Source organism: Actinoalloteichus hoggarensis (assembly GCF_002234535.1).
Classification (GTDB): domain Bacteria; phylum Actinomycetota; class Actinomycetes; order Mycobacteriales; family Pseudonocardiaceae; genus Actinoalloteichus_A; species Actinoalloteichus_A hoggarensis.
Map to the genome: position 1 here is coordinate 5,126,697 of NZ_CP022521.1, position 21,683 is coordinate 5,148,379.

The 21,683-nt window shown below is 71.0% G+C and carries 15 protein-coding genes; 6 read left to right on the plus strand and 9 right to left on the minus strand.

The genetic code is table 11. The features are described 5' to 3' along the window. Positions 1-93: 93 nt before the first annotated feature. Positions 94-1,275 (minus strand): L-rhamnose isomerase, encoded by a 1,182-nt coding sequence (gene rhaI, locus AHOG_RS21905; protein ID WP_093943023.1) that lies wholly within the window; start codon positions 1,273-1,275, stop codon positions 94-96. Positions 1,276-1,334: 59 nt separating this feature from the next. Further along, entirely contained in the window at positions 1,335-1,658 is a 324-nt protein-coding gene (locus AHOG_RS21910) for an L-rhamnose mutarotase (RefSeq protein ID WP_093943024.1), read from the minus strand. Positions 1,659-1,905: 247 nt separating this feature from the next. Here AHOG_RS21910 and AHOG_RS21915 point away from each other — a divergent pair, with 247 nt between their 5' ends. Then, complete coding sequence (locus tag AHOG_RS21915; protein WP_093943025.1) at positions 1,906-2,946, plus strand: LacI family DNA-binding transcriptional regulator; 1,041 nt, start codon at positions 1,906-1,908, stop codon at positions 2,944-2,946. Here the strand turns inward: AHOG_RS21915 and AHOG_RS21920 are convergent. The 3 genes from AHOG_RS21920 to AHOG_RS21930 all read right to left on the minus strand — a co-directional run bounded on the left by AHOG_RS21920 (position 2,943) and on the right by AHOG_RS21930 (position 7,628). After that, positions 2,943-5,105, minus strand: coding sequence for a beta-galactosidase (locus AHOG_RS21920; protein WP_093943026.1), 2,163 nt, complete (start codon positions 5,103-5,105; stop codon positions 2,943-2,945). The two genes, AHOG_RS21915 and AHOG_RS21920, sit on opposite strands and share 4 nt — an antisense overlap. Before the next feature lie 366 nt (positions 5,106-5,471). Next, positions 5,472-6,800 carry a Gfo/Idh/MocA family protein gene (locus AHOG_RS21925; protein ID WP_245856376.1) on the minus strand — a complete coding sequence of 443 codons (1,329 nt, stop codon included), beginning with the start codon at positions 6,798-6,800 and terminating at the stop codon, positions 5,472-5,474. A gap of 246 nt (positions 6,801-7,046) precedes the next feature. Next, on the minus strand, positions 7,047-7,628 hold the full coding sequence (locus AHOG_RS21930) for a TIGR03086 family metal-binding protein (protein WP_157736985.1): 582 nt from the start codon (positions 7,626-7,628) through the stop codon (positions 7,047-7,049). A 143-nt stretch (positions 7,629-7,771) separates the two neighbouring features. Between AHOG_RS21930 and AHOG_RS21935 the strand changes: the two genes are divergently transcribed. Both AHOG_RS21935 and AHOG_RS21940 read left to right on the plus strand, forming a co-directional pair. Beyond that, positions 7,772-8,632, plus strand: coding sequence for a helix-turn-helix domain-containing protein (locus AHOG_RS21935; RefSeq protein WP_093943028.1), 861 nt, complete (start codon positions 7,772-7,774; stop codon positions 8,630-8,632). Between the two features lie 435 nt (positions 8,633-9,067). Further along, a complete protein-coding gene (locus AHOG_RS21940; protein WP_245856377.1) occupies positions 9,068-9,784 on the plus strand; it encodes a pectate lyase in 717 nt (238 codons plus the stop codon). 700 nt (positions 9,785-10,484) lie between these two features. Here AHOG_RS21940 and AHOG_RS21945 read toward each other — a convergent pair. After that, complete coding sequence (locus tag AHOG_RS21945) at positions 10,485-11,828, minus strand: exonuclease domain-containing protein (RefSeq protein WP_093943030.1); 1,344 nt, start codon at positions 11,826-11,828, stop codon at positions 10,485-10,487. 726 nt (positions 11,829-12,554) lie between these two features. Between AHOG_RS21945 and AHOG_RS21955 the strand changes: the two genes are divergently transcribed. Beyond that, positions 12,555-14,501 carry a hypothetical protein gene (locus AHOG_RS21955; RefSeq protein WP_093943032.1) on the plus strand — a complete coding sequence of 649 codons (1,947 nt, stop codon included), beginning with the start codon at positions 12,555-12,557 and terminating at the stop codon, positions 14,499-14,501. A 302-nt stretch (positions 14,502-14,803) separates the two neighbouring features. On the opposite strand, the gene AHOG_RS21960 is transcribed toward AHOG_RS21955, so the two are convergent. Then, positions 14,804-16,867 carry a S9 family peptidase gene (locus tag AHOG_RS21960; RefSeq protein ID WP_245856378.1) on the minus strand — a complete coding sequence of 688 codons (2,064 nt, stop codon included), beginning with the start codon at positions 16,865-16,867 and terminating at the stop codon, positions 14,804-14,806. A 354-nt stretch (positions 16,868-17,221) separates the two neighbouring features. Here AHOG_RS21960 and AHOG_RS21965 point away from each other — a divergent pair, with 354 nt between their 5' ends. Beyond that, on the plus strand, positions 17,222-18,499 hold the full coding sequence (locus AHOG_RS21965) for a DNA sulfur modification protein DndB (protein WP_184451125.1): 1,278 nt from the start codon (positions 17,222-17,224) through the stop codon (positions 18,497-18,499). Positions 18,500-19,018: 519 nt separating this feature from the next. Then, positions 19,019-19,441, plus strand: coding sequence for a MerR family transcriptional regulator (locus AHOG_RS21970; protein WP_093944690.1), 423 nt, complete (start codon positions 19,019-19,021; stop codon positions 19,439-19,441). Between the two features lie 120 nt (positions 19,442-19,561). Here AHOG_RS21970 and AHOG_RS21975 read toward each other — a convergent pair whose 3' ends face one another. Together AHOG_RS21975 and AHOG_RS21980 are read right to left on the minus strand one after the other, a co-directional pair. Beyond that, entirely contained in the window at positions 19,562-20,227 is a 666-nt protein-coding gene (locus AHOG_RS21975) for a response regulator (protein WP_093943034.1), read from the minus strand. 1 nt (position 20,228) lies between these two features. Continuing rightward, positions 20,229-21,494, minus strand: a complete 1,266-nt coding sequence (locus AHOG_RS21980; RefSeq protein WP_157736986.1) for a sensor histidine kinase — start codon at positions 21,492-21,494, stop codon at positions 20,229-20,231. Positions 21,495-21,683 lie beyond the last annotated feature (189 nt).

The window sequence follows — 21,683 nt, forward strand, 5'->3', positions numbered from 1 at the left end:
CCACGGGATGGCGGGCGGCGGCGTGGCTCGGGGTGGGCGGCGCGGTGGTTCTGGCGGCGAGGCCGGCGACACCGGCCTGCGACGAGCGGCTGGTCAGGCGCCCCAGCCCGCGGCGTCGCCGCCGACGCGCTCGGCCACGATGCGCTGCTGATAGCCGGAACGGTGATAGGCGGCCATCGGGTCGGGGTCGACGCCCATGTCCTCGCGCAGCTCGGCGAGCAACGGACGGACGTCGGTGTTGTAGGCGTCCATGAGCACGGCGTTGGCGCCGAGGACGTCCCCCTCGGCCTGTGCCGTGCGCAGTGCGGCGGAGTCGACCAGCAGGGCCTTGGCGGTGGCCTCCTGGACGTTGCAGACCGAGCGGATCATCGCGGGGATCTTGGGCTCGATGTTGTGGCACTGGTCGAGCATGAACTCGACGCCGGTGGCCCGGTCGAGACCGCCGCCCTGGGCCACCTCGTGCATGATCCGGAAGAGCTGGAACGGGTCGGCCGCGCCCGCGATGAGGTCGTCGTCGGCGTAGAAGCGGGAGTTGAAGTGGAAGCCGCCGAGGCGCTTCGCCCGCAGCAGGAACGCCACGATGAACTCGATGTTGGTGCCGGGCGCGTGATGTCCGGTGTCGACCAGCACCTGGGCGGCCGGGCCGAGTTCCAGGCAGTGCGCCAGCGAGGTCCCCCAGTCGGGGACGTCGGTGGCGTAGAAGGCGGGCTCGAAGAACTTGTACTCCAGGAGCATCCGCAGCCCGTCGGGCATCTGGTCGTAGACCTCGCGCAGACCCTCGGCGAGCCGGTCCTGCCGGGCGCGCAGGTCGTCCTGTCCCGGGTAGTTGAGGCCGTCGGCGAGCCACACCGAGAGCACCGTCGAGCCGGTCTGCTCCGCGATCGCCACACAGTCGAGCAGGTGGTCGACGGCCTTGCGGCGCACGCCCGCGTCGGGGCTGCACACGCTGCCCAGCCGGTAGGCGTCCTCCTGGAAGACGTTGGGGTTGATCGCGCCGAGCGTGATCCCGAGGCCTTCGGCGTGGGTTCGCAGCGCCGCGTAGTCGTCGACCCGGTCCCACGGGATGTGCAGCGCGACGCTCGGGGCGATGCCGGTCAGCTCGTGAACCTTGGCCGCGTCCTCGATCTTCTCGATCGGGTTCCTCGGCACGCCGTCCTGCGCGAAGACCTTGAAGCGGGTCCCGGAGTTGCCGTACGCCCAGGAGGGCGTCTCGATCCGCTGGGCGCGCAGGACGTCGAACAGTGCCGCACGCCGGGCCGGGTCGATGTCGGTCATCGTGCTTCTCCTCGAAGGACTGCCGGGGATCGTCGTCGATCCCCGAGAAGGCTGGCTGGTCACGGCAGGTGGAAGACCTCGGGGATCGCCTGCATCCCGGCGTCGGCGTTGCCGCCGTCGAGGCCGACGAAGAACTCGGCCATCTCGGCCTGCCAGCGTGCGTTGACCTCGGTGGCGTCCATGGCGGCCTTGGCGGCGGCGAAGTCCTCGCACTCCAGGTAGCCGACGAGCATCCCGTCCGGACGGAGGAAGAGCGAGTAGTTGCGCCACCCGGACTCGGATAGCGCTTTCCGCATTGCCGGCCAGACATCGCGGTGCCGTTCGCGGTACTCCTCCAGGCGATCGGCTCGCACCTGGAGCACGAAGCACACCCGTTCGGTCACTCTCGACTCCTCCTCGGTGGTTTCGGCCGCGTTAATGAATCGTTTCAAGCCGTCATCTTGGGCCAAGCTTGCGGCACGGAAGCAAGGTCAGTCAACCTTTTCCGACAAGAACCGGACAGATTTCAGGTTGGTCACGATGATCTAAGGCATACTCCTCGCGGAGCAGTGAGCACCCGTTGACACGTTTCAACATCGATGCGCCCCGCGCTCCCGGCAGGACACGACGATTCAGATCGAGGGAGACGCGGTGAATCCGACAGCAAGCATCCGGGAGGTCGCCGCCGCGGCGCGGGTCTCCGTCGGCACGGTCTCCAACGTGCTCAACCGACCCGCGGTGGTGTCGCCCGCCACCCGCGACCGGGTGCTCGCGGCCATCGAGGAACTCGGATTCGTCCGCAACGAGTCGGCCCGTCAGCTCCGCTCCGGCACCGCGCGGACGATCGGCCTGGTGGTGCTCGACGTCGGCAACCCGTTCTTCACCGATGTCGCGCGAGGAGTGGAGGACTCCGCCACCGAGGCAGGCCACGTCGTCATCCTCTGCAACAGCGACGAGTCCAGTGCCAGGGAGAGTCGCTACCTGGACCTGCTGACCGAGCAGCGGGCGCACGCCGTGCTGATCACCCCGGTCGGCGACTCGCTGGACCCGGTGCGCAGGCTCCAACGCCGAGGCGTCTCCGTGGTGCTGCTCGACCATCCGACCGCGTCGAAGGACGTCTGCTCGGTGTCGGTCGACGACGTCATCGGCGGCGACCTCGCCACCACCCATCTGCTCGCGGGCGGCCACGAGGAACTGGTCATGGTGACCGGCCCCGAGTCGATCCGCCAGTGCGCCGACCGCCTCGCAGGCGCCCGCCGAGCGCTCGAACGCGCGGGCAGACCCGCGGAGAAGCTGCGGACGATCGAGGTCCCGGCGTTGAACGTCGCCTCAGGGCAGCGCGCCGCCGAGCAGCTCCTCGCGGGCCCGACCCTGCCCGACGGCGTCTTCTGCGCCAACGACCTCCTCGCGCTGGGGCTGCTCCAGGTGCTCATGCGCGCCGGAGTGCGGGTTCCCGAGGACGTCGCGCTCGTCGGCTACGACGACATCGACTTCGCCGCCGCGGCCGCCGTCCCGCTGACCTCGGTCCGGCAGCCGCGCTATCTGATCGGCCGCACGGCCGCCGACCTCGTCATCGCCGAGACGCTGGCCCCGAAGCAGCACACCCACCAGCACACGGTGTTCACCCCCGAACTGGTCGTCCGCGACTCCAGCCACCCACGCCGAAACGGCGCCGCCGTCACGCCCCGCTAGGCCGGGGCGCGCCGCAGCACCGCGACTCCGTGCCTGGGCAGCAGGACGTCGGACGAGGGCTCCGCCTCGGCGCCGGAGGTCAGGACGTCGACCATCGGGTCGGGCAGGGCGACCCGCGCCGACTCGCCGCCGTGATTGAGCAGCAGCAGGAGCCGATCCCCGTCCGGAGTATGGCGGGTGACGGCCTGCACGCCGGGCGGCAGCGCGAGATCGGGTCCGACGTCCGCCGCGGCGCAGACGGCGGCCAGCAGCTCCCGCATCGCGTCGCCGTCCAACCGGGTGCCGAGATACCAGGCGGTGCCCGCGCCGAAGGCGTGTCGCGTGACCGCGGGCGAGCCGCGCAGCTCTCCCTCGGCGAACTCCGCCAGCGACTCGGCGCCCTCCAGCCTGATCAGCTCCGACCAGATCCGGCCCCGCACCGGTGGACTCGCCACCGCGGCGTCGTTCGGCGACACCACGACCGCCGCCCCCGCCGCCGCGCCGATCGTCGAGACGGAGGCGAGTGCCGCCGTCGTCGCCGCATCGACCCCGGCGGGCGCCGCGAGCCGGTCCGGGCCGAGCCCGGTGACGGCGACGGTCCCGGCCGCGGGCAGCGGCCAGTACTCCTCCACCCACAGGCCCAGGGTCTCCCGCAGCGCCCGCGACATCCCGCCCTGATGCACGTGGTCGTTCTCGTCGACGACGCCGGAGAAGAACGAGACGACGAGATGCCCGCCGCCCCGGACGTAGTCCCGGAGCCGTTCGGCGGCCGCGTCGCTCAGGAGATACAGGTTCGGCACGACCACCAGCCGATAGCCGGACAGGTCGCGGTCCGGATGCACGACGTCGCAGGTCACCCCCGCCTCGAACAGCGGGGTGTAGTGCGCCGTCTCGGCCTCGCGCCGCGTGACGTCGACGCTGGGATGGGAGTCGCGCTCCAGCGCCCACCAATTCGACCAGTCCAGCAGCAACGCGGTGTCGGCCCGGACCCTGCTGTCGACGAGCTCCGGCACCGAGGCCAGTTCGCGCCCCAGCTCGCAGACCTCCCGGAAGATCCTCGTCTCGGTGCCGGTGTGGGGGACCATCGCGGCGTGGAACTTCTCGGTGCCGCCTCGCGAGGCGCGCCACTGGAAGAACATCACCGCGTCGGCGCCCTGCGCGACGGCCTGCCAGCTGCCCAACCGCATCGCGCCCGGCGGCTTCATGGCGTTGCGCTCCCGCCAGTTCACGGCCGCCGTCGCCTGCTCCATGAGGAACCACGGCTGTCCGTGACGCAGCGAGCGCATCAGGTCGTAGTGGAACGCCGCGGCGACGTGGGCGTCGGCCTCGAACGGGTCCGGGTAGGAGTCGAAGGCGATGAGGTCCTGGTGCCCCGCCCAGTCGAACAGGTCGATCGACGGGCCGTCGGTGATGAAGTTGGTCGTCACCGGGATGTCCGGGGTCACTCGGGAGAGCACCTCCTTCTCGGCGAGGAAGCAGCCGAGGAAGGCGTCCGAGGTGAAGCGGGCGAAGTCGATGCTCTGCCCCGGGTTCGGGTGGTACGGCGCCAGGCTCGGCACCCCGATGTCGGCCCAGTCGGTGTAACCCTGCGACCAGAAGTCGGTGTACCACGCCTCGTTGAGTCGATCGAGATCCCCGTAGCGGTCGCGGAGCCAGTCCCGGAACGCGGCGGCCGAGACGTCCGAGTAACAGGCGTTCATGTGGCAGCCGTACTCGTTGTTGACGTGCCACAGCGCCAAGGCCGGGTGATCCCGATAGCGGGTGGCGATCTGCTCCACGAGCCGGGTGGCGTAGTCGCGGTAGACCCGGCTCGACGGACAGAACTGCTGGCGGGAACCCGGGGCCAGCCGGACTCCGGTGGCCGTGACCGGCAGTGTCTCGGGATGCAGCCGGGCCATCCACGGCGGCGGCGAGGCCGTCATGGTCGCCAGGCACGCGCCGATGCCGTTGGCCGCCAGCAGGTCCATCAGCCGGTCGAACCAGCCGAAGTCGTACTCGCCCGGCCTGGGCTCGATCTTCGCCCAGGAGAAGATGCCGATGCTGACCAGGTTCACCCCGGCCTGCCGCATCAGCCGCATGTCCTCGGCCCAGACCTCCTCCGGCCACTGCTCGGGGTTGTAGTCACAGCCGTAGGCCAGGCCGCCGAGCCGTCGACGCAGCGCGGCCAGATCCGTGCTCATTGACTGAGGTCTCCTGTCGTCGTCGGGTCCGGCCTCGGGGGTCTCGGCCGCGTGCCGAGGGCGGCGTGTGCGGTGATCGATGTGCGAGTGATGGTGTGTGTCGGTCGTGCGCGGCTGATCGGCGGGTGGACGGTCGGGCGCGGACGGTCGGCGGACCCGGGGGGTGTGGACGGTTCGGCGGGTGGACGGCTCGGCGTGGGCGAACGAGGTCGGCCCCGTGCCGGGCGACGACCGCGCCTGCCGTCGGAACGGCGTTCGGGCCGCGGGACGCCCACGCGACGGTGCACGGGCCCGGCACACGCGGCGTCACGAGTCGACCCTCCGGGAAGGCGGTTCGCCTCGCCCGCCGCGCGAACCGGGGCAGGGTCAGATCGGCAGCAGGTCGGCGATGCGCACGAGGCCGCCGGTGCCGAACGACTTCGTCGCGGCGAGGCCGATCGCCAGCGCCCGCGCGCCCGCCACGTGGTCCGCGCGCAGGCCGAGGGGGTCGGCGGCGGGCGGGCCGAAGAGCGCGTCGAGCATCAGATCGTCGCCGCCGCCGTGGCCGGGGCGCATCGGCTCGTCGAGCAGGACCTCGGCCGGCTGGAACAACGGACGCAGGGTGATCGCGGTGCGGGTGGGCACGACCTCCTCCACCGAACCGGGCGTCGCGCCCATCCGGGAGCCGTGCTCCAGCGGCGACCGCGCGTAGTCGTTCTCCAGGACGTCGAGTTCGAGCCTGCCCTTGGTGCCGTTGAACGACACCCGGTAGCCCTCGTAGGGCGCGTAGGCGGTGAGCTGGTAGGTCAGCGAGGCGCCGCCCCGGTACCTGGCCAGCACCGACATGTCGTCCTCGATGTCGATGTCGCCCGCGAAGACGTTGCGGTCGCGGTGGTAGCCGTCCTCGTGCTCGGCATCGAGATACAGCTCGGTGAGCCGAGGCGACGCGGCCATGTCCAGCGCGAAGGGATCGGTCGCGGCGGCCTGCGAGCCCGCGGCCCGCGCGTAGTCCTTGGCGTAGCCGGTGCGCGCCCCGCCCTCGGCACCGTAGAAGAAGAGGTTCCCGAGGCCGACCACCGAGTCCGGCGCGTCGCCGAGCCACCAGTTGACCAGGTCGAAGTGATGACTGGACTTGTGTACGAGCAGTCCGCCGGAGTTCTCCCGATTGCGGTGCCAGCGGCGGAAGTAGTCCGCGCCGTGCTGCACGTCGAGCAGCCACTCGAAGTGCACCGAGCCGACGTCGCCGATGACCTTCTCCGCCAGCAGTTCGCGCACCCGCTGATGCACGGGGTTGTAGCGGTAGTTGAAGGTCACCTCGATGCGGCCGCCGGTCCGCTGTTGCGCCTCCAGGATGCGTCGGGCCTTCTCGACGTCGGTGGTCATCGGCTTCTCGGTGACCGCACGCAGTCCCGCCTCGACGGTCGCGACGAGATAGTCGTCGTGGGCGCTGTCGGTCGTGCAGATCATCACCGCGTCGACCCGCTCCCGAGACAGCATCTCGGTGAAGTCGGCGGGCGCGTACGTCGGCAGGGCGGCCAGCCCGTGCTGCTCGACGAGCCGACGATTGTGCACGCCCATCCGGGTCTCGTTGGTGTCGCACAGGGCGACGAGCCGCGCGTTCGCGGGAAAGCGGGTGGCCAATGCGTCGACGTACATGTCCGCTCGTGACCCGAGGCCGACGATCGCGTAGCGAACCGGCGTCACACCCTCGCTCACCTGCACCACTCCCCTGTTGACGGCGGCCGTGTCCCGGTTCTCGCACCTGATCCGACAGGCCCGGTCGGCCCCGCCGGATTCAACCGGCCCCCGACCGCGGCACGCAAGCGAGTGCGGAGCGCTCGGCGAGATGCGACCTATTACGGCCGGCAACGCGGGCCCGTCGCTCTGTCCAGGCTCGGCCGCATGCCCGGTCGACGACGGTGCCGCGGACGCCGTGGCTCGGGACCGTCCGCGGCGACCGACTCAGGCGGGCGCCGTCCACCCCGGGTCCCGCCCGCCGAGCCCCAGCACCCGGTCCAACGCCGAGGCCGACTCGGGCACGGCCACCTCGGGCCCGAACGAGCCGGACCTCCTGCCCTGCTCGGCCAGCCTGCCCATCATCGCCAGCGCGGCGTCGGCCGCGGTCGGGCCGCAGTCGTAGGGCAGTCCCACCGCCCTGGCCAGGTCCCAGCCGTGCAGGATCAGCTCCACGAACGCCAACTCGCCCGCGAACGTCGCCGGGAACTCGGAGCCGCCCGCGATCACGGTCGTCCCGACCCAGGACGCCGGCTCGCTCCAGACCGTCGCCGTCTCGTCGATGCCGTCCAGGAGCCGCTTCCGCCAATCGCCGGTCATCATGTCCTCGGACCAGTCGACGTCGGCGGGGAACGACTCCTTGCGCCCCGCGAGGATCAGGATTCGCGTCGCCCAGGTGAGATGGTCGAGCAGCGCCCGGACGTCGAACTCCGCACACGGGGTCGGCGCGGCGAAGTCCTCGGGCCGGACCCGCTCGACGATGGCGCGAAGCTCGTCGGCGACGACTCTCTGCATGAGATGCGGTTGCACTGTCTCTCCTCGTCGTTCAGGCACGGATGCGCAGGCCACGGTAGGAGTCGAGGCGGGTACGCCTCTTGAAGAAAGACGTCAGGCATCGGCACGGTCGAGCGCGACCGCGGCGACCGTCCGACCGGAGGCATACCCTGCCGCGCATGACCGTCGCCGCAGGCAGGCAGGGCTCCGAATCGGAGCAGACGGGGACGAGCCCCGCCGCGCCGCCGCGCAGCGCGGGTGTGCTGTATCGGGCCGCCGCGCAGAAGAACTTCCGCCTCGGCAGGCACCTGCCCGCACCCGAGATCGCCCCGTTCGTCGACTACTACTGGACCGTTCACTGGGACCTGCCCGCAGGTCGATCACACCGACAGTGGGTGATCCCCCACCCCGCCGTGCACCTCGTCTTCGATCCGGCGGGCTCGGCGCTGTACGGCGTGATGCGAGGTCGCTACTCCCGACTGCTGTCGGGAACCGGACACGTCCTGGGTGTGCGGTTCCGCCCGGCGGGCGTCCGGCCGTTCCTGCCCGCGCCGGTCTCGACGTTGACGGACCGCGTGCTGCCGATCGCCGAGGTGTTCGGCCCCGAGGCCGCCGATCAGGCACGGGCACTGCTCGACGTCGCCGCGCCGCGGGCGCTGGTCTCGGCGGCGGACGAGTTCCTCCGCCGCAGGCTTCCGGAGGCGGACCCGATGACTCCCGTGGTCGCCGAGATGGTCCGGACGATCGTCGAGGATCCCGGCATGATCCGGGTCGACGTGGTCGCGGGCCGGTTCGGCGTCGGCGTCCGCACCCTGCAACGCCTGTTCGCCGAGTACGTCGGCGTCCCGCCGAAATGGGTGCTCCTGCGCTCCCGCGTTCACGAGGCCGTCGAGCGCGCGGGCGACGGGAGCACCGTGAACTGGGCCGGGCTGGCGAGCGAGCTGGGCTACAGCGATCAGGCGCACCTGATCCGCGACTTCACTCGGGCGGTCGGACAGTCGCCCACGCGCTATGCCCGGGACTGTCTGCGCGACACCTGAATCCCGCCTCGCCTCACCTGTTTCCGAAGACCCGTTTCCCGACGTTCCCGAAAGCGTCCGTCGTCGGCGCTCTCCCGTCCCGTCGCCGCTGGTCGTGGCTTCGGAATCCTGCCGACGCCAGACCGGTTCGACGATTCCTCGTCGAAGTCTCCTCGAATAATCGATACAGGACGGTTACTCATCGACAATGCGCGGAGACTGTTGACAAGACGATAACGGATTCTCACGTCGTCCACCACGGGAAGCGTTTTCACTTGGCCCCTCCCGATTCGAGAGCACAGCAAGGAGCCCGACGATGCGGTCTTCTCCTCACGCTTCGTATCGATCCCGACCGACGCTCGCCGCCCTGATCACGGCCCCGTTCGCCGCCGCCGCGCTGGTCCTCAGCCCGGCGGCGGCGCGGCGGAGCCGAGACCGACGGCGCTCGACGAGCCCGTGTCCGAGACGATCGTGCTCACCGAGGACTTCGACGGTGGCGGCACCCGGTACCACGGCGACGGCGACCTCGGCGAGGGCGGGCAGGAGGAGGGCGGCGACCCGCTCTTCGAACTCGCCGACGGAGTCACCATGAGCAACGTCGTGCTCGGCAGCCCGGCCGCCGACGGCGTGCACTGCGAGGGCAGCTGCACCCTGCGCAACGTCGGCTGGGAGGACGTGGGCGAGGACGCCGCCACCTTCCGCGCGGACTCCGCCTCCGCACGGTTCCGCGTCGAGGGCGGCAGCGCCGCGGCCGCCGAGGACAAGGTGTTCCAGCACAACGGCCCCGGCACCCTGACCATCACCGGGTTCACGGTGGAGGACTTCGGCGCGCTGTACCGGTCGTGCGGCAACTGCGGCAGCATGGACGAGCGGCACGTGGTCATGGACGACATCACCGTGCACGCCCCCGGCGGCCGTCTCGTCGGCATCAACGAGAACTACGGCGACACCGCGACGTCGTCGAACATCACGATCATCGGGGACGACGATCGGGACATCACCGTCCGCCAGCGCTACGAGGGTGATGACGACGGCGACGAGCCCGAGGAGACCGGCGGCCGATTCCCTTCTTCCGCAGGCAGAACCACGGCGACTACGAGGACCTGGTGCTTCGCCCCGGGCCCGGACGGCACGCACTGCCTCTACGAGGAGTCGGACATCACCTACCAGTGAGCCGCGGCCGGGCGGAGCGAAGCCGGTCGACGACGCCGATCCCGTCCCGACGCTCACCGCACTCCACCCGATCGACATCCCGCCCGACTCGAACGTCCGTTCGATCATCGAATCATGATCGTCCACCGCACCCTCGAACCGCTCCGATCCCCGCGGTGCGAACCCGCGCGGCGCCGCCCCGCCGCTCGATGCGGTCGGTCCCCGCGCGTACCGGCTCCCCCGAGCGGGGCCGGAGCCGGGCAGCCGCGACGATGCGCCCGACCGCCGCGGCACGCTCCCTCGGTCCTCCGCACGGCGGTCCGCGGCGCCCGCGGTCCGGGAGACGGCCGGCGAGGTGACGACTGCCGCGCCGGGAATCGCCGTCGACTCGACGCCACCGTGCGGCCCGCCGCCCTGCCGCCACCGGACACGAGCGCTCCTCGACGGATTCGGTCCCGGTGGGGCGTCGCGAGTACGCCGCGCATGGCTCGCACGCGCGGTACGTCAGCGAGTCGTACGGCTCGGGTCGTCGCCGGACCGTCCCCGACCGCCCCGGCTCTCCGAACCGGTACGGTCTCCCGGATCGCCGGCTCCGCCGCGGCCATCGCCTCACCTGCGGCCATCGGGTCTACCGCCGGTGTCGGCTCGGAGCACGCTCGCCACGATCCGGCCGTCGCTCCACACCGCGAGCAGACATGCGGCCCCGCTCGGCGACCTTGCCTCAGCCGCCGTCCTCGGGGTCCGAAGCGACTGCCGATGTCAGCCGGCTCAGCAGCACGGCATAGGCGTCCTCGGTGATGATCGGGATGCCATAGCTCCGTGCCCTGCGGGCCTTGCCGGACAGCGAGTCCGGGTCGGCCGCCACGACGAGCCGCGTCTTCCTCGTCACATATCCCGCCTCCACGAGGCCTGCGGCGACCGTCCGCAGCGTCCAGCCGTCACGGGGAGCCCGCGTCTGCCCGGTGAAGACGATCCGATCGCCCGCGCGCAGCCGAAAGTGACCCCAGTTCGGCGCGGGCCCTGTCACGTCGTCACGGTCCGGGTCCGCCGACGCGGTGCTCTCGACGACCGCCTCCGCGGCGAGGGACGACGCCGTAGGGGGCGACACGGTCAGGCTGCTGCTCACCCCGCGCAACGCACCGTCCACGTCGGTCTCGCCGAGCCCGATGAGCGACGCCACCCTGCTCAGATCCGTCCGGCCGCCCGCCCCGACGGCCCCGTCGAGCGCGGCGGCACGCGCGACCACCTCGAGGTAGCGGCGATGGGCTCCGAGCGCCTCCACCCGGCTCAAGCCGACGGACAGGGCGAACTCCACCAGACAGTCCTCCTCGCTGAGGGAGAGATGTCGATCCAGCAGCGCCGCGTCCAGCATCGTCAGATAGTCCTCGACGGCGGCGAGGTGTGTCGGGCTGCCGCCGTATTCCGGCAGCCTGCTGAGAAAGTGCTCGCGCGGTCCGCAGGCGGCTCCTCGGCGGGCGATACGGCCGGTGGCGTCGGGAAGCCTGGGCCATCGCCACGCGGCGGCCTCGGCAAGCAGACCTCGCCAGGGTTCCGGCGTGCCCGCGGCCTGGAGGTAGCCCACCAGCAGACCCGCGGCCGCATAGGCGTCGTGCAGGGCCGAGTGTGCCTCGGTCAGTGGCACGCCGGCGGCGGCGCAGCAGGCCGCCAACGATCGGGCGGCGGGCCGAAGATAGCGGTCGGCGAGACGCATGGTGCACAGGCCGGGCATGATCGGCAGGGGAACGTCCAAACCGAGCCTGGCGTACTCGGCGGCGAGGAAGTCCACATCGAACGACAGGTTGTGCGCGACGAGAACCCGTCCCGCCAACCGCTCCGCCAGATCGCCCGCGATATCGGCGAACACGGGAGCCTGCCGCACTTCCGCCGAGGTGATCCCGTGCACGTGCTGCGGGCCGAGATCTCGTTCCGGATTGATCAGCGTGCACCACTCGTCCACCACCGTTCCGTCCGCGTCGAGTTGCACGACGCCGATCTCGACGACCCGATGCCAACCCGGCGTGAAGCCGGTCGTCTCCGTGTCCAGCACCGCATATCCCGCTGCCATCTCCGCTCCCCCGTGTCGATCAGCCGCGACGCCCATCCGACGGGAATTCGCCCATGGCCGAGATCATCCCTCCGAGGTACGACGAAGAAGACGCCGACGACACGGCGGGCGGCCGATCGGCCCGACATGTGCGGCCACGGACATACTTCTGGAAGAGGACCCCGGACGGATCGCAGAGCCGACTTACCAGCCGTGCACCGGGAGTGTGTCGAGTGCTCCGCCTGGCATCGTCGGTGACGAGGGCCGGACGACGCACTCGAGCGGGACCGGCCGGGCGACGCGGAAACCGTCTACATCACGTGCTCACCGTCCACCCGTCATGAGGCAGCACCACATCGCTGCCCTATCTCGCGTCGAAGAAGAACGGCGAAGACACCACCCCGGCGCGGAGCCGCACGATCACGGTCGCCACGCGCGACATCGCGGCGACGGCGGTGCAGCATCTCGCGTCGGAGAGATCCGGCTGGGGATTCGCGATCGTCTTCGACGCACGGGCCGACGGCGACGATCCACGGCGTGGTGTGGTCGAGATGCGGTGACGTCCGGGCGACGTCGCACCGGTGGATCGCTGCACACCGAGGATCCGCATCACGTCCATTCTGCACAGACACCTATAAACGATCACACCATCGAGCGACTTGACTTGACTGTGTCAGCAGACGAAGTACGAGAGATGGAGCGGAGCGAATTCGACGGCAGCGTTGTGGTCGACGCCGGGATCATGCGATGACAGCGGCGACGACGGCTACTCCCGACCGGTCGGGTGCCCCGTCCACCGAGTCGTTCTCCGGTGCGGGACCGTCGTCGGCGGATCGGAGCCGATGCAGCCTTCAGGTCTCGTTCAGTGAGCTGGCGGCTGCGATCCGGCAGCGGTTAGGCCGTTGCGGAGCCGACGAGAAGCAGGACGGCTGGCGTCGGCTGGCGGAGCTCGTGGATCGACTGGCCGCCGACTCGACGACGAGATCGCTCCTCGTCCCCGGCGGCGACGGGGAGTCGTCGTCCCGCTGTGCCGCACCGACCGGGGCCGTGCGTGATCCCGGCATGCCCGACGACATTCGTCACGGGACCGCTCGGCCTTCCGTTCTCGTGGACGGTGCCGCCGCGGCGGCAGGGCACGGCAGCACCGCGGACGCCGAACTCGGTGCCCTCCCGAGCGCCACGCAGACGACCGGTCCGCGGACAGGCGCCGAGTCGTCGGCAGAGGGGCCGAATGCTCCGCCGGCCTGCCTGCGGCGCGGTGTGGATGTGGAGTCGGTTCCTCGAGCACCGATGTTCGGCAGGCCGGTGTTCCTCCATCCGGCGACGACGCTTCGGGGGCGACTCATCAACGAGGCAGCGGAGACACACACCCCGGGCGGCTCCTCCCTCGGGGCGTCTGTCGACGCGGTGCGTGCGGCCGTGGAGGCAGCGCGAGATCAGGCTCAGGAGGCGTTTCACGAGTTTCATCGGGTCTCGGCGGAGACCCGTGCTGCCGTGGCGGAGATCGATCGCCGTCATGATCGGCCGAACGTCCCCGCGCTTCCGCTGCCGCCGTGGCCGGACGTCCACACCGACATCGACCGGTGGTGGTTCCGCGCCGGGCTGGCCAAGGAGGCACGCTCGCTCCCTCGTCTCTCCGACGATCTGACGTCGCGGGCGCGGGCTACGGCTGCCCGGGCCCTCGCGGCGATCCGGGCCTGGGAACGGACTCTCGACGGCGGGGACTCCGGCGAGGCAGCGATCGCCCGTCCATGCCGTCCGGTCACGGGAGTCGGTCCCGCCGTGCTGTCGTCGCCCACCCGGCCGGCCCCGCCGGCGGAGGAAACGCCGACGCCGGTCCTCGTATCCGCGTTCGCGGGCCGCCCCCAGGCGTACGGCGCCGCGGCCGGATTCACGTCGGAAGGCCACGACACGGCCCGCGACGGAGCCACGGCCGACGGTACGGACCCGGCCCACGATCGGGCGGCAGCCACGGCGGCGGAGCACGCTCGTGTCGGGAACACGACGATCCCGGGAGACCAGACTCATGGCGGGGACCCGACTCAGGCCCAGGCCGGGATGCCGACGTCGGCGGCGGTGGACGGGGCCGCGACGCGCCCGACGGCTCGTTCCGAACGAGATCTCTCCTGGTTGACGAACCACAACGGCGGCGTGCCGGTCGATCGCCTGCGGACACCCGAGGCGGCCGTCCTTCGGGAGGCGCTGGCCGAACTCGATGCCGTGGTGGCGTTCGACCTGACACCGCTCGGCCGGCTCACCACCGGTGTGGACGGCACCTCGCGGTTCCCGAACGGGATCGTCAGCCGCTTCGTCGCAGCCGAATCCCGCTTCGGCGGCGATCCGTCCCTGCGGTCCTGTGCGACGGAGTTGTGCTCCTTCCTGTTGTCTCCGGCGCTCCCGGAGCTGCTGTGCGTCGCGACCGAACGACTCGATCGTGATCGGCGATGGCAGGACGACCGGCGTGCCGCGTTGGCTCCGCTGGTGCGCGCCGCACGGTCGCACGCCGGGAACGCCCGACTGCTCGGGTCCTGGATCGAGGTGGCGGCACGGCTGGACACCCTGGAGGCCGATCTCATGTCCGAACGACCACGGGTGTCGTCCGGACGCCCGAGCGGGCACCCCGATCACGGCACCCCGGGGTGCGACGTCCGACCGAGAAACACCGGTCCGCGCAATCCGCATCCCCGCCGCTGACCGGAGCACCGCCCTCACAGGTTGTGGACCGGCCGCCGTCGGGCAAGGCCGCCCAAAGGCGCCGCTCCCGAGGACAGCCGCCCGGAGAACACGGCTCGGCGGCGCCGAGCAGCGGCGCACGGCCGCGACGCCGTGACGATCACCGGGCGAGGGTCGGGTGCTGAAGCGCCGTCGCGGGCAGGCGGCTCCTCGTCTACCCGCGCCATCCGGCGGGGAAGGGCGAACCGGCGACCGGTGCCTGGCGGCAACCACACGCAGGCGGCCTGCCCCGATCCGGCGCGTAGGCGTGGCGTCGGAGCTGGTCAGCCCAGCAGTGTCGGCCGCACCCACTCCCTGCCGCGCACGTGCTGATCGAGGAAGGCGAAGACCGTGGCATACCAGGCCTTCGTGTGGTTCGGCGTCAGGATCCAGTGGTTCTCATCCGGGAAGTAGAGGAACTTGTGCGGATTCGGCGTGTCACCCGAAGTGGACCGCACCAGGAGATCCCGGAAGAGCCGTAGCGACTCGCCGACCGCCACCCGGTAGTCCTTGTCTCCGTGGATGACGAGCATCGGCGTGGTGATGGCGTCGACGAAGCGGTGCGGCGAGTTGGCCTCCGCCGTCTCGGGGGTCATCTCGCGGAGGAACTCGTGGGCGAGGTCGCCGACCTCGTTCGCGTCCGCCAGCTTCCAGTCCGAGGCATGGGTGACGATCGCGGCGAAGCGATTCGTATGGCCCGCCACCCAGTTGGCCAGGTAACCGCCGAAGGAGCCGCCCATCGCGGCCGTGCGATCGGCGTCGACGTCGGAGCGCCGCACCACCGCATCGGTGACGGCCATCAGGTCGGTGTAGGGAGCGTCGCCCCATTCCCGCCAGCCGCGTCGAATGAAGTCGCGTCCATACCCGGTGGACAGCGCGGGGTCCGGTTGGAGGACCGCATAGCCCCGGGCGACGGCGATCCAGGGATTCCAACGCCACGACCAGGCATTGCTGGACAGGACCGGGCCGCCGTGAATCCACAGCAGCAGCGGCGCCGGGGCCGCCTCACTCGCCCCGGCGGGCAGGCTGAGCCAGGCTCGCAGCCGGGTGCCGTCCGCCGCCGTGGTGACGACCTCGGTGAGCGTGCCCGGCAGCGGGGCGGGCCTGTTCAGTGCCTCCGCCGGTCCGGGCAGCGGTTCGGCGGGCCGTCCGCCCGACAGCGGCACCCGCACCACGGTGGGCGGGCTGTCGACGGTCGATCGGAGCGCGTAGACCCATTGTCCGTCGGGCGACACCTGGATGTCGGTGTACGCGCCGTCGGCGGTGAGCCGGGCGGGCGTCCCGGTGGCCACGTCCAGTCGCCAGAGCGGGGCGCGGCCGTCGTCGTCGGCGACCACGATGAGCGCCGCGCCATCGGGAGTCCACCGTGCCGAGCGTGGCCAGCGGTCCCAGTCCGCGCCGAGCAGCCGCAGGTCGCCGCCCGCGACGGGCAGCACGCCGTAGGCGTAGTCGTAGGGCTGCTCCGGCGTGGCGCGGCGGCGGACCAGCACCGCGACGGTCGTGCCGTCGGGGGAGATCAGCGGGGCCTCGTACTCGTGGTCGGCATCGTCGACGAGGGTGCGGCGTTCCCCCGTGTCGACGTCGATCGCGACCAGGGTGTGGCGCTGCGAGGCACGGGGCTCGGCCACGGCCCAGGCCGTCACCACGGTGCGTCCGTCCGGGGTGACGTCCCACTGCGCGTCCTCGCTCAGGGCGCGGCCCACGTGGCCGGTGAGGTCGCGCAGCGGCCAGCTGCCGTCATCAGCGGTGTGAGACTCCCGAGCATCGGCGACGATCAGCCGAGTCCGGTCGGGCCCGAGGTGGTGATCCCAGTGCCGAATGGGGAACTCCTCGTGGAGGATCGCCGACACCGCCGCGTCCTCGCGCACCGTCCGGATCCGCTCGTCCTCGATGAGATCCGCCGCCGACGGCATCACCGAGGAGCCGAACAGCACGGTCCCCGACGCGGTGGCGACGAGGTCCCGCACGCCGCCGGGCGGCGCGGCCACCACGTGGGCGTCACCGTCGTGGGGTTGCAGCCACAGGGCCGCCTCCGCCGCCGGCTCGTCGGCGTCGGGGGCGGGGCGGGTCGACAGGAAGAGCAGTTCCCCGGCGGCGGTGAAGCCCACGGGGGACTCGCCGCGCATGCTGCGCGTCAGCCTGCGAGCCTGCCTGGTGCCGGTCGGGTCGATCTCCCAGACGGCGGACACGTGCCGTGTCCTGGCGTCGTTCAGCGTGGCCGCGCCGACGACGAGCCTGCCGCCGTCCGGAGCGAGCCGAAGTCCGGCCAGTCTGGGCAGCTCCAGGTAGGCGTCGAGGTCTGCGAAGGGAGTGTCGGGGCGCTCGTCGGGGTCGGAGTCGGTGATCACACGTCTTCTTAGCACTGCCGATCGGCACCGCAGAAGGGCCGACGCAGGACGTTCTCGGCCGCGGGCCGGTCCCCGCCCCCGGGTGCCCGGTGGTCGCCGGAAGCATCGTCTCCGGCTTCGAGGCCGGGCGTCGGCGGACGCCGGAGCCACGTCGTCACGGAGGAAACCGCCGCCGCGACGGCGGCACCGATATGCGGCGTCGAGGCATTCTCGGCTGCCGCCCTCCGCGGCGGAACACCCTCTGGCGCGGTGAATCAGAAAATCAAGGACTGGATGCGCCCGCAAACGGTTACCGCGGTTTGCGTTTTCCTTCGCTGTGACGCAGTCTTCACTCAGTACATCATTCTGGCCGGCATGGCCGGATCTCACCTGTCTCCAGGGAGTGGACCCGTGTCTTTTTCCGTCGACACATCTCGATTGAGCAGCGCCCGGCGCTCCAGCACCCATCTCGCCAGCCGGTCCGTTCAAGGCGGTCGGATCGTTTACAGTGTGCGTATCCCGCTGACGAGTCTGGATCAGGTTCTGCCGGTGCCCAGTGTCGAGGAACCCGATCCCGACAACCGCAAGGTGACGCCCAAGCATGCCAAGGACTTCGGCGACTATGTCGCGCAGAACAAGGCATGGGTGGCCCCGACCCTGCTGGCGAGGGACAACGGCGGCTGCGAGTTCACGCTCGTGCCCGGAGCGGAGTCCAGCGGAATCGGATATCTGGAGATCCCGCTGTCCATCGGTTCCGTGTCACCGCTGTTGATCATCGATGGTCAACATCGGGTACTCGGAATACACCTGACGCTGAAGGACATCGGCGATCAGATCACCAAGGTAGATCGAGAGCTCGCCAAGACCACACGTCCCGACCGAGCCTCGACGCTGACCACGACACGCAAGACACTGACCGATCAGCTGGCACGCCTTGAGCAGGAGTCGATGGGGCTGGACATCTACGTCGAGCCGGACAACATCCGCGCCCGCCAGATGTTCGTCGACGTGGCGGACAACGCCAAGGGGATCTCCAGCGCCCTGCGGTCACGATTCGACAGCTCGAAGGTGGCGAATCGGATTCTCGACCGAGTCATCAATCATGCCCTGTTCAAAGATCGGATCGATCTGGAACAGGATCGGATGACGGCCAGGAATCCCAATCTCATGGGTGCCAAGCATGTCGCGGACCTCACCAGGGGCGTCGCCGTCGGCGTCGCAGGCCGCATGGGAAGGAAACGGGAGGCCGAGATCGCCGACGAGGTCCTCGTCGAGAAGATCCACCGCTTTCTGGACTGCATCTGCGACGCGTTCCCCGAGTTGAGTGCCGTCGCCGAGCGCACACTGACACCGTTGGAACTGCGTAAGAACTCCTTGCTGGGCTCGGTCGGCATGCTGCGCGTCCTGGCCGGTGTGTATCGCGAGCTTCGCGAGTCGGCAGTCCCCGACGAGGAGATCACCGCCTTCTTCGCCCGCCTCGCTCCTCACATGAACGCCCCCATCTCGGAGGGAAGTCTCTGGTTCCGTTCGGAGACGAAACAGGACTTCGCGGTGAACCAGTCGTCGCCGAGCACCCTGACGCAGAACCTCCAGCATCTGGTGAGCGTGATCACCAAGTGGTACCACACGCCGCCGCTGGAGCTGCAGGGCTGAGTCGGCCACGACGGCCGGAGAACAGCCGGGCCTGCCCGATCGTCCCATCGGCTGCTGCCGATGCGACGCTTGCGCGTCACACCGTCTGGGCCGCCACCGATCCCGGATGCACGGGGCAGGCCTTCAACATCGGTCGAGTTCTCGACGGGGCATCACCGAGGCGCTGCCCCGCCACGGGCCGGCCCGGTATACCGCTGCTTCTGAGCGACCACGACGATCGCCATCTCCGCCTGCCGTGCCGGTGGGACCGCCTCCACGGGCTTGTTCGTCGGGGTGAGACCTGCGGAGAGATCGACTCCGACCATGCTCACGTGCGACGCGCAGGGGGATTTCGGTGCGGCCGTCGCCGAGTCGGCGTCCACGAGCGTACGAGCGATGTTCGTCGGCGGCGCGACGGTCGTATGCTCTCCTCGGAACGGACCCGGCTGCCTCCGGCACCGCGGGGAACCCTCGCAGGGAGCGAGGGCGGGCCTCCTCCTTGACGGGGCCGAGGCGAACGACGAGGCGGGAGTCGGGCGCATGCGGATCGGTGAGCTGTCCCGGCGCACCGGCACCCCTCGTCGGCTGCTGCGCTACTACGAGGAACAGGGGCTGCTCCTGCCGAGCCGATGTCGGAACGGCTACCGAGCCTACGATGAGCATGCCGTCGACCGGGTCATGCAGATCAGAGGGCTGCTGGACGCCGGGCTGCCCACCAGGATCATCAAGCAGGTCCTGCCCTGCCTCGACAAGCCGAGGACCATCCACTTCCCTCGTCCCGAGCCCGAGATGATCGCGACGCTGCGGGACGAACGCGATCGGATGACCGAACGCATCCGATCCCTCACCCGTAATCGGGACGCGATCAGCGAGTACCTCGACGCCGTGCTGCGCGCCGGCGCGACGGGCACGACGGCTCCGGAGCCGTCCACACGGCCTGCTCCTGAGGCCGAGCCGTCCTGAACCAGGTCGACGGCGGCAGCGCGTCGCGGCCCGGCCGGCCCCGACGTCCCGAGATCGGCGGTCGCCCCCGGCGGCCACCCGGCCGCGCCGCCCGGACGCCGTGAGCCGTCGACGCCCGCGTCACCGGCCCGTCGTCCCGCCGGGGGTGACGAGGCCCCGTTCGTAGGCGTGGATCACCGCCTGCACGCGATCTCGGCAGCCGAGCTTGGTGAGCAGACTGCCGACGTGGGTCTTCACCGTCGACGGGCTCACGACGAGCGTCTCGGCGATCTCCGCGTTGGTCAGTCCCCTGGCGACCAGCAGCAGCGTCTCGTACTCGCGAGTGGTCAGCTCCCTCGGCGGCGCGGCGGGCCGGGGTGCCGGTGCGGACCGCGCGAACTCGGTGATCAGTCTGCGTGTCACCCGCGAGGCCACCAGGCCCTCTCCCGAGGCGACGAGGCGCACCGCCGACACGAGGTCGTCGGGTTCGACGTCCTTGAGGAGGAATCCGCTCGCTCCGGCACGCAGGGCCGCGAACACGTACTCGTCGAGATCGAACGTCGTGACGATCAGGATGGGGACGTCGGTCTCCGCAGCCAGTTCGCGGGTGGCGGAGATCCCGTCGACACGGGGCATGCGCACGTCCATCAGCACCAGGTCGGGTCGCAGCGCCCGCGCGGCCTCGACCGCCTGTCGGCCGTCGCTCGCCTCGCCGACCACGACGAGATCGGGTTCGGCCTCCAGGATCGTGCGGAATCCCGCGCGGACCACCGCCTGGTCGTCGGCCAGCACCACCCGAACGGTCATGTCACCCCTGAGAGTCGCCGAGCGGAAGACGTGCGTCGATCCGCCATTCTCCGGCCGCCGTCGGCCCCGCCGTCAGACTGCCGCCCGCATGCGCCACCCGCTCCCGCATGCCCGCGAGACCGTGCCCGTCACCAGCCGAGGGCAGCACCGCGGGCTCGGCGCCCGCTCCGTTGCGGACCATGATGCGCAGTTCGGCCGGGGAGTAGCCGAGCAGTACCGTCACCGGCGCGCCCGGCGCGTGCCGCCGCGCGTTGGTCAACGCCTCCTGCACGAGGCGGTAGGCGGCCAGGTCGACCACGGTGGCGAGAGGCACGGGCTCGCCCTCGACGGTGAACTCCACCGTCGTCCCGGCCTGCCGAGCGGAGGCGATCAGATCGGCCAGCCGCGACACGGTCGGCTGCGGGGCGAGTCCCTCTGGGTCATCGGTCTCGTGTCGTCCGTGGGCCCGCATGATGCCCACCAGGCCTCGCAGCGACGTCAGCGTCTCACGGCCCTGCGCGCGAATCGCCCGGAGCGACTCCCGCGCCGAAGCCGGATCGCGCTCGACGAGTCGATCGGTCGCGCCTGCCTGGACGACGATGGCCGACAGATGGTGCGCGGCGACGTCGTGCAGCTCACGGGCGATCCGACGGCGCTCCTGTGCGACCGCCTCCCAGGCTCGCCGCTCCCGTTCCGCATCCGCTCGCTCCAGTCTGCTCGCGAGGTCGGCCGTGTGGCGGCGGCGAGCCTGGACGTACAGGCCGAGCAGGCCGGGCAGCCCGTAGGCGGACAGCGAGGCGAGGACCAGGTTGATCGGGGCGGCCCCGTCGTGGCCGAGGAAGGTCAGCAGCGTCGACAGGTCGCCGCCTCGGTCCGCCGCGAGCACGCCGCCGAGGGCGTGCAGGAGGCCGAAGGCGACCAGGCTGACGGCCACGCCGTGTCGGGGCAGCATCGTGCCGACGGAGTATGCGCACACCAGTACGCCGACACCGGTCCCGGTGAAGGAGATCGGCAGCGCCGAACTCGCCAGGACCACGGCCGTCGCCAGGCCCAGCGCGAGGCATGGTGCGCGCCTGCGGACCGCGATCGTCGCCAGGTCCGCCACCGTCGGGAGGTTCGCCAGGAGGAACAACGACCACGAGCCGGGGAACGCGCCGCCCCCCGTGAACAGGCCGAAAGCGGTGCGCACCGCCAGGACCAGCACGATCGCGGCGCAGGCCGCCGCCGTGTCGCGAACCCACGGTGGGCGCGCGTCGAGCGTGGCAGGCAGGCGGAGGAACTCGGTCATCGACGGCCCGATCACTTGGTCCGGGGCCCGCCGCGGCCGGTCATGCGACCCCGACGTGCTCGGCGACGACGTCGACTGCCGCGGGTCGATGCGAGACACGGTGACCACCATGCCGCACGCCCGCAGGCGCATCGTCGGGGGTGGGGGCGGCGGGGCGGCCGTCGAGGTCCCGCTCGCCGCCGCAGGCCC

Bases quoted from the DNA above. Each gene is read 5' to 3' on its own strand.
- rhaI (WP_093943023.1), bottom strand. From the start codon at position 1,275: ATGACCGACATCGACCCGGCCCGGCGTGCGGCACTGTTCGACGTCCTG.
- AHOG_RS21920 (WP_093943026.1), bottom strand. From the start codon at position 5,105: ATGAGCACGGATCTGGCCGCGCTGCGTCGACGGCTCGGCGGCCTGGCC.
- AHOG_RS21935 (WP_093943028.1), top strand. From the start codon at position 7,772: ATGACCGTCGCCGCAGGCAGGCAGGGCTCCGAATCGGAGCAGACGGGG.
- AHOG_RS21945 (WP_093943030.1), bottom strand. From the start codon at position 11,828: ATGGCAGCGGGATATGCGGTGCTGGACACGGAGACGACCGGCTTCACG.
- AHOG_RS21955 (WP_093943032.1), top strand. From the start codon at position 12,555: ATGACAGCGGCGACGACGGCTACTCCCGACCGGTCGGGTGCCCCGTCC.
- AHOG_RS21965 (WP_184451125.1), top strand. From the start codon at position 17,222: ATGGCCGGATCTCACCTGTCTCCAGGGAGTGGACCCGTGTCTTTTTCC.
- AHOG_RS21970 (WP_093944690.1), top strand. From the start codon at position 19,019: ATGCGGATCGGTGAGCTGTCCCGGCGCACCGGCACCCCTCGTCGGCTG.
- AHOG_RS21975 (WP_093943034.1), bottom strand. From the start codon at position 20,227: ATGACCGTTCGGGTGGTGCTGGCCGACGACCAGGCGGTGGTCCGCGCG.
- AHOG_RS21980 (WP_157736986.1), bottom strand. From the start codon at position 21,494: ATGACCGAGTTCCTCCGCCTGCCTGCCACGCTCGACGCGCGCCCACCG.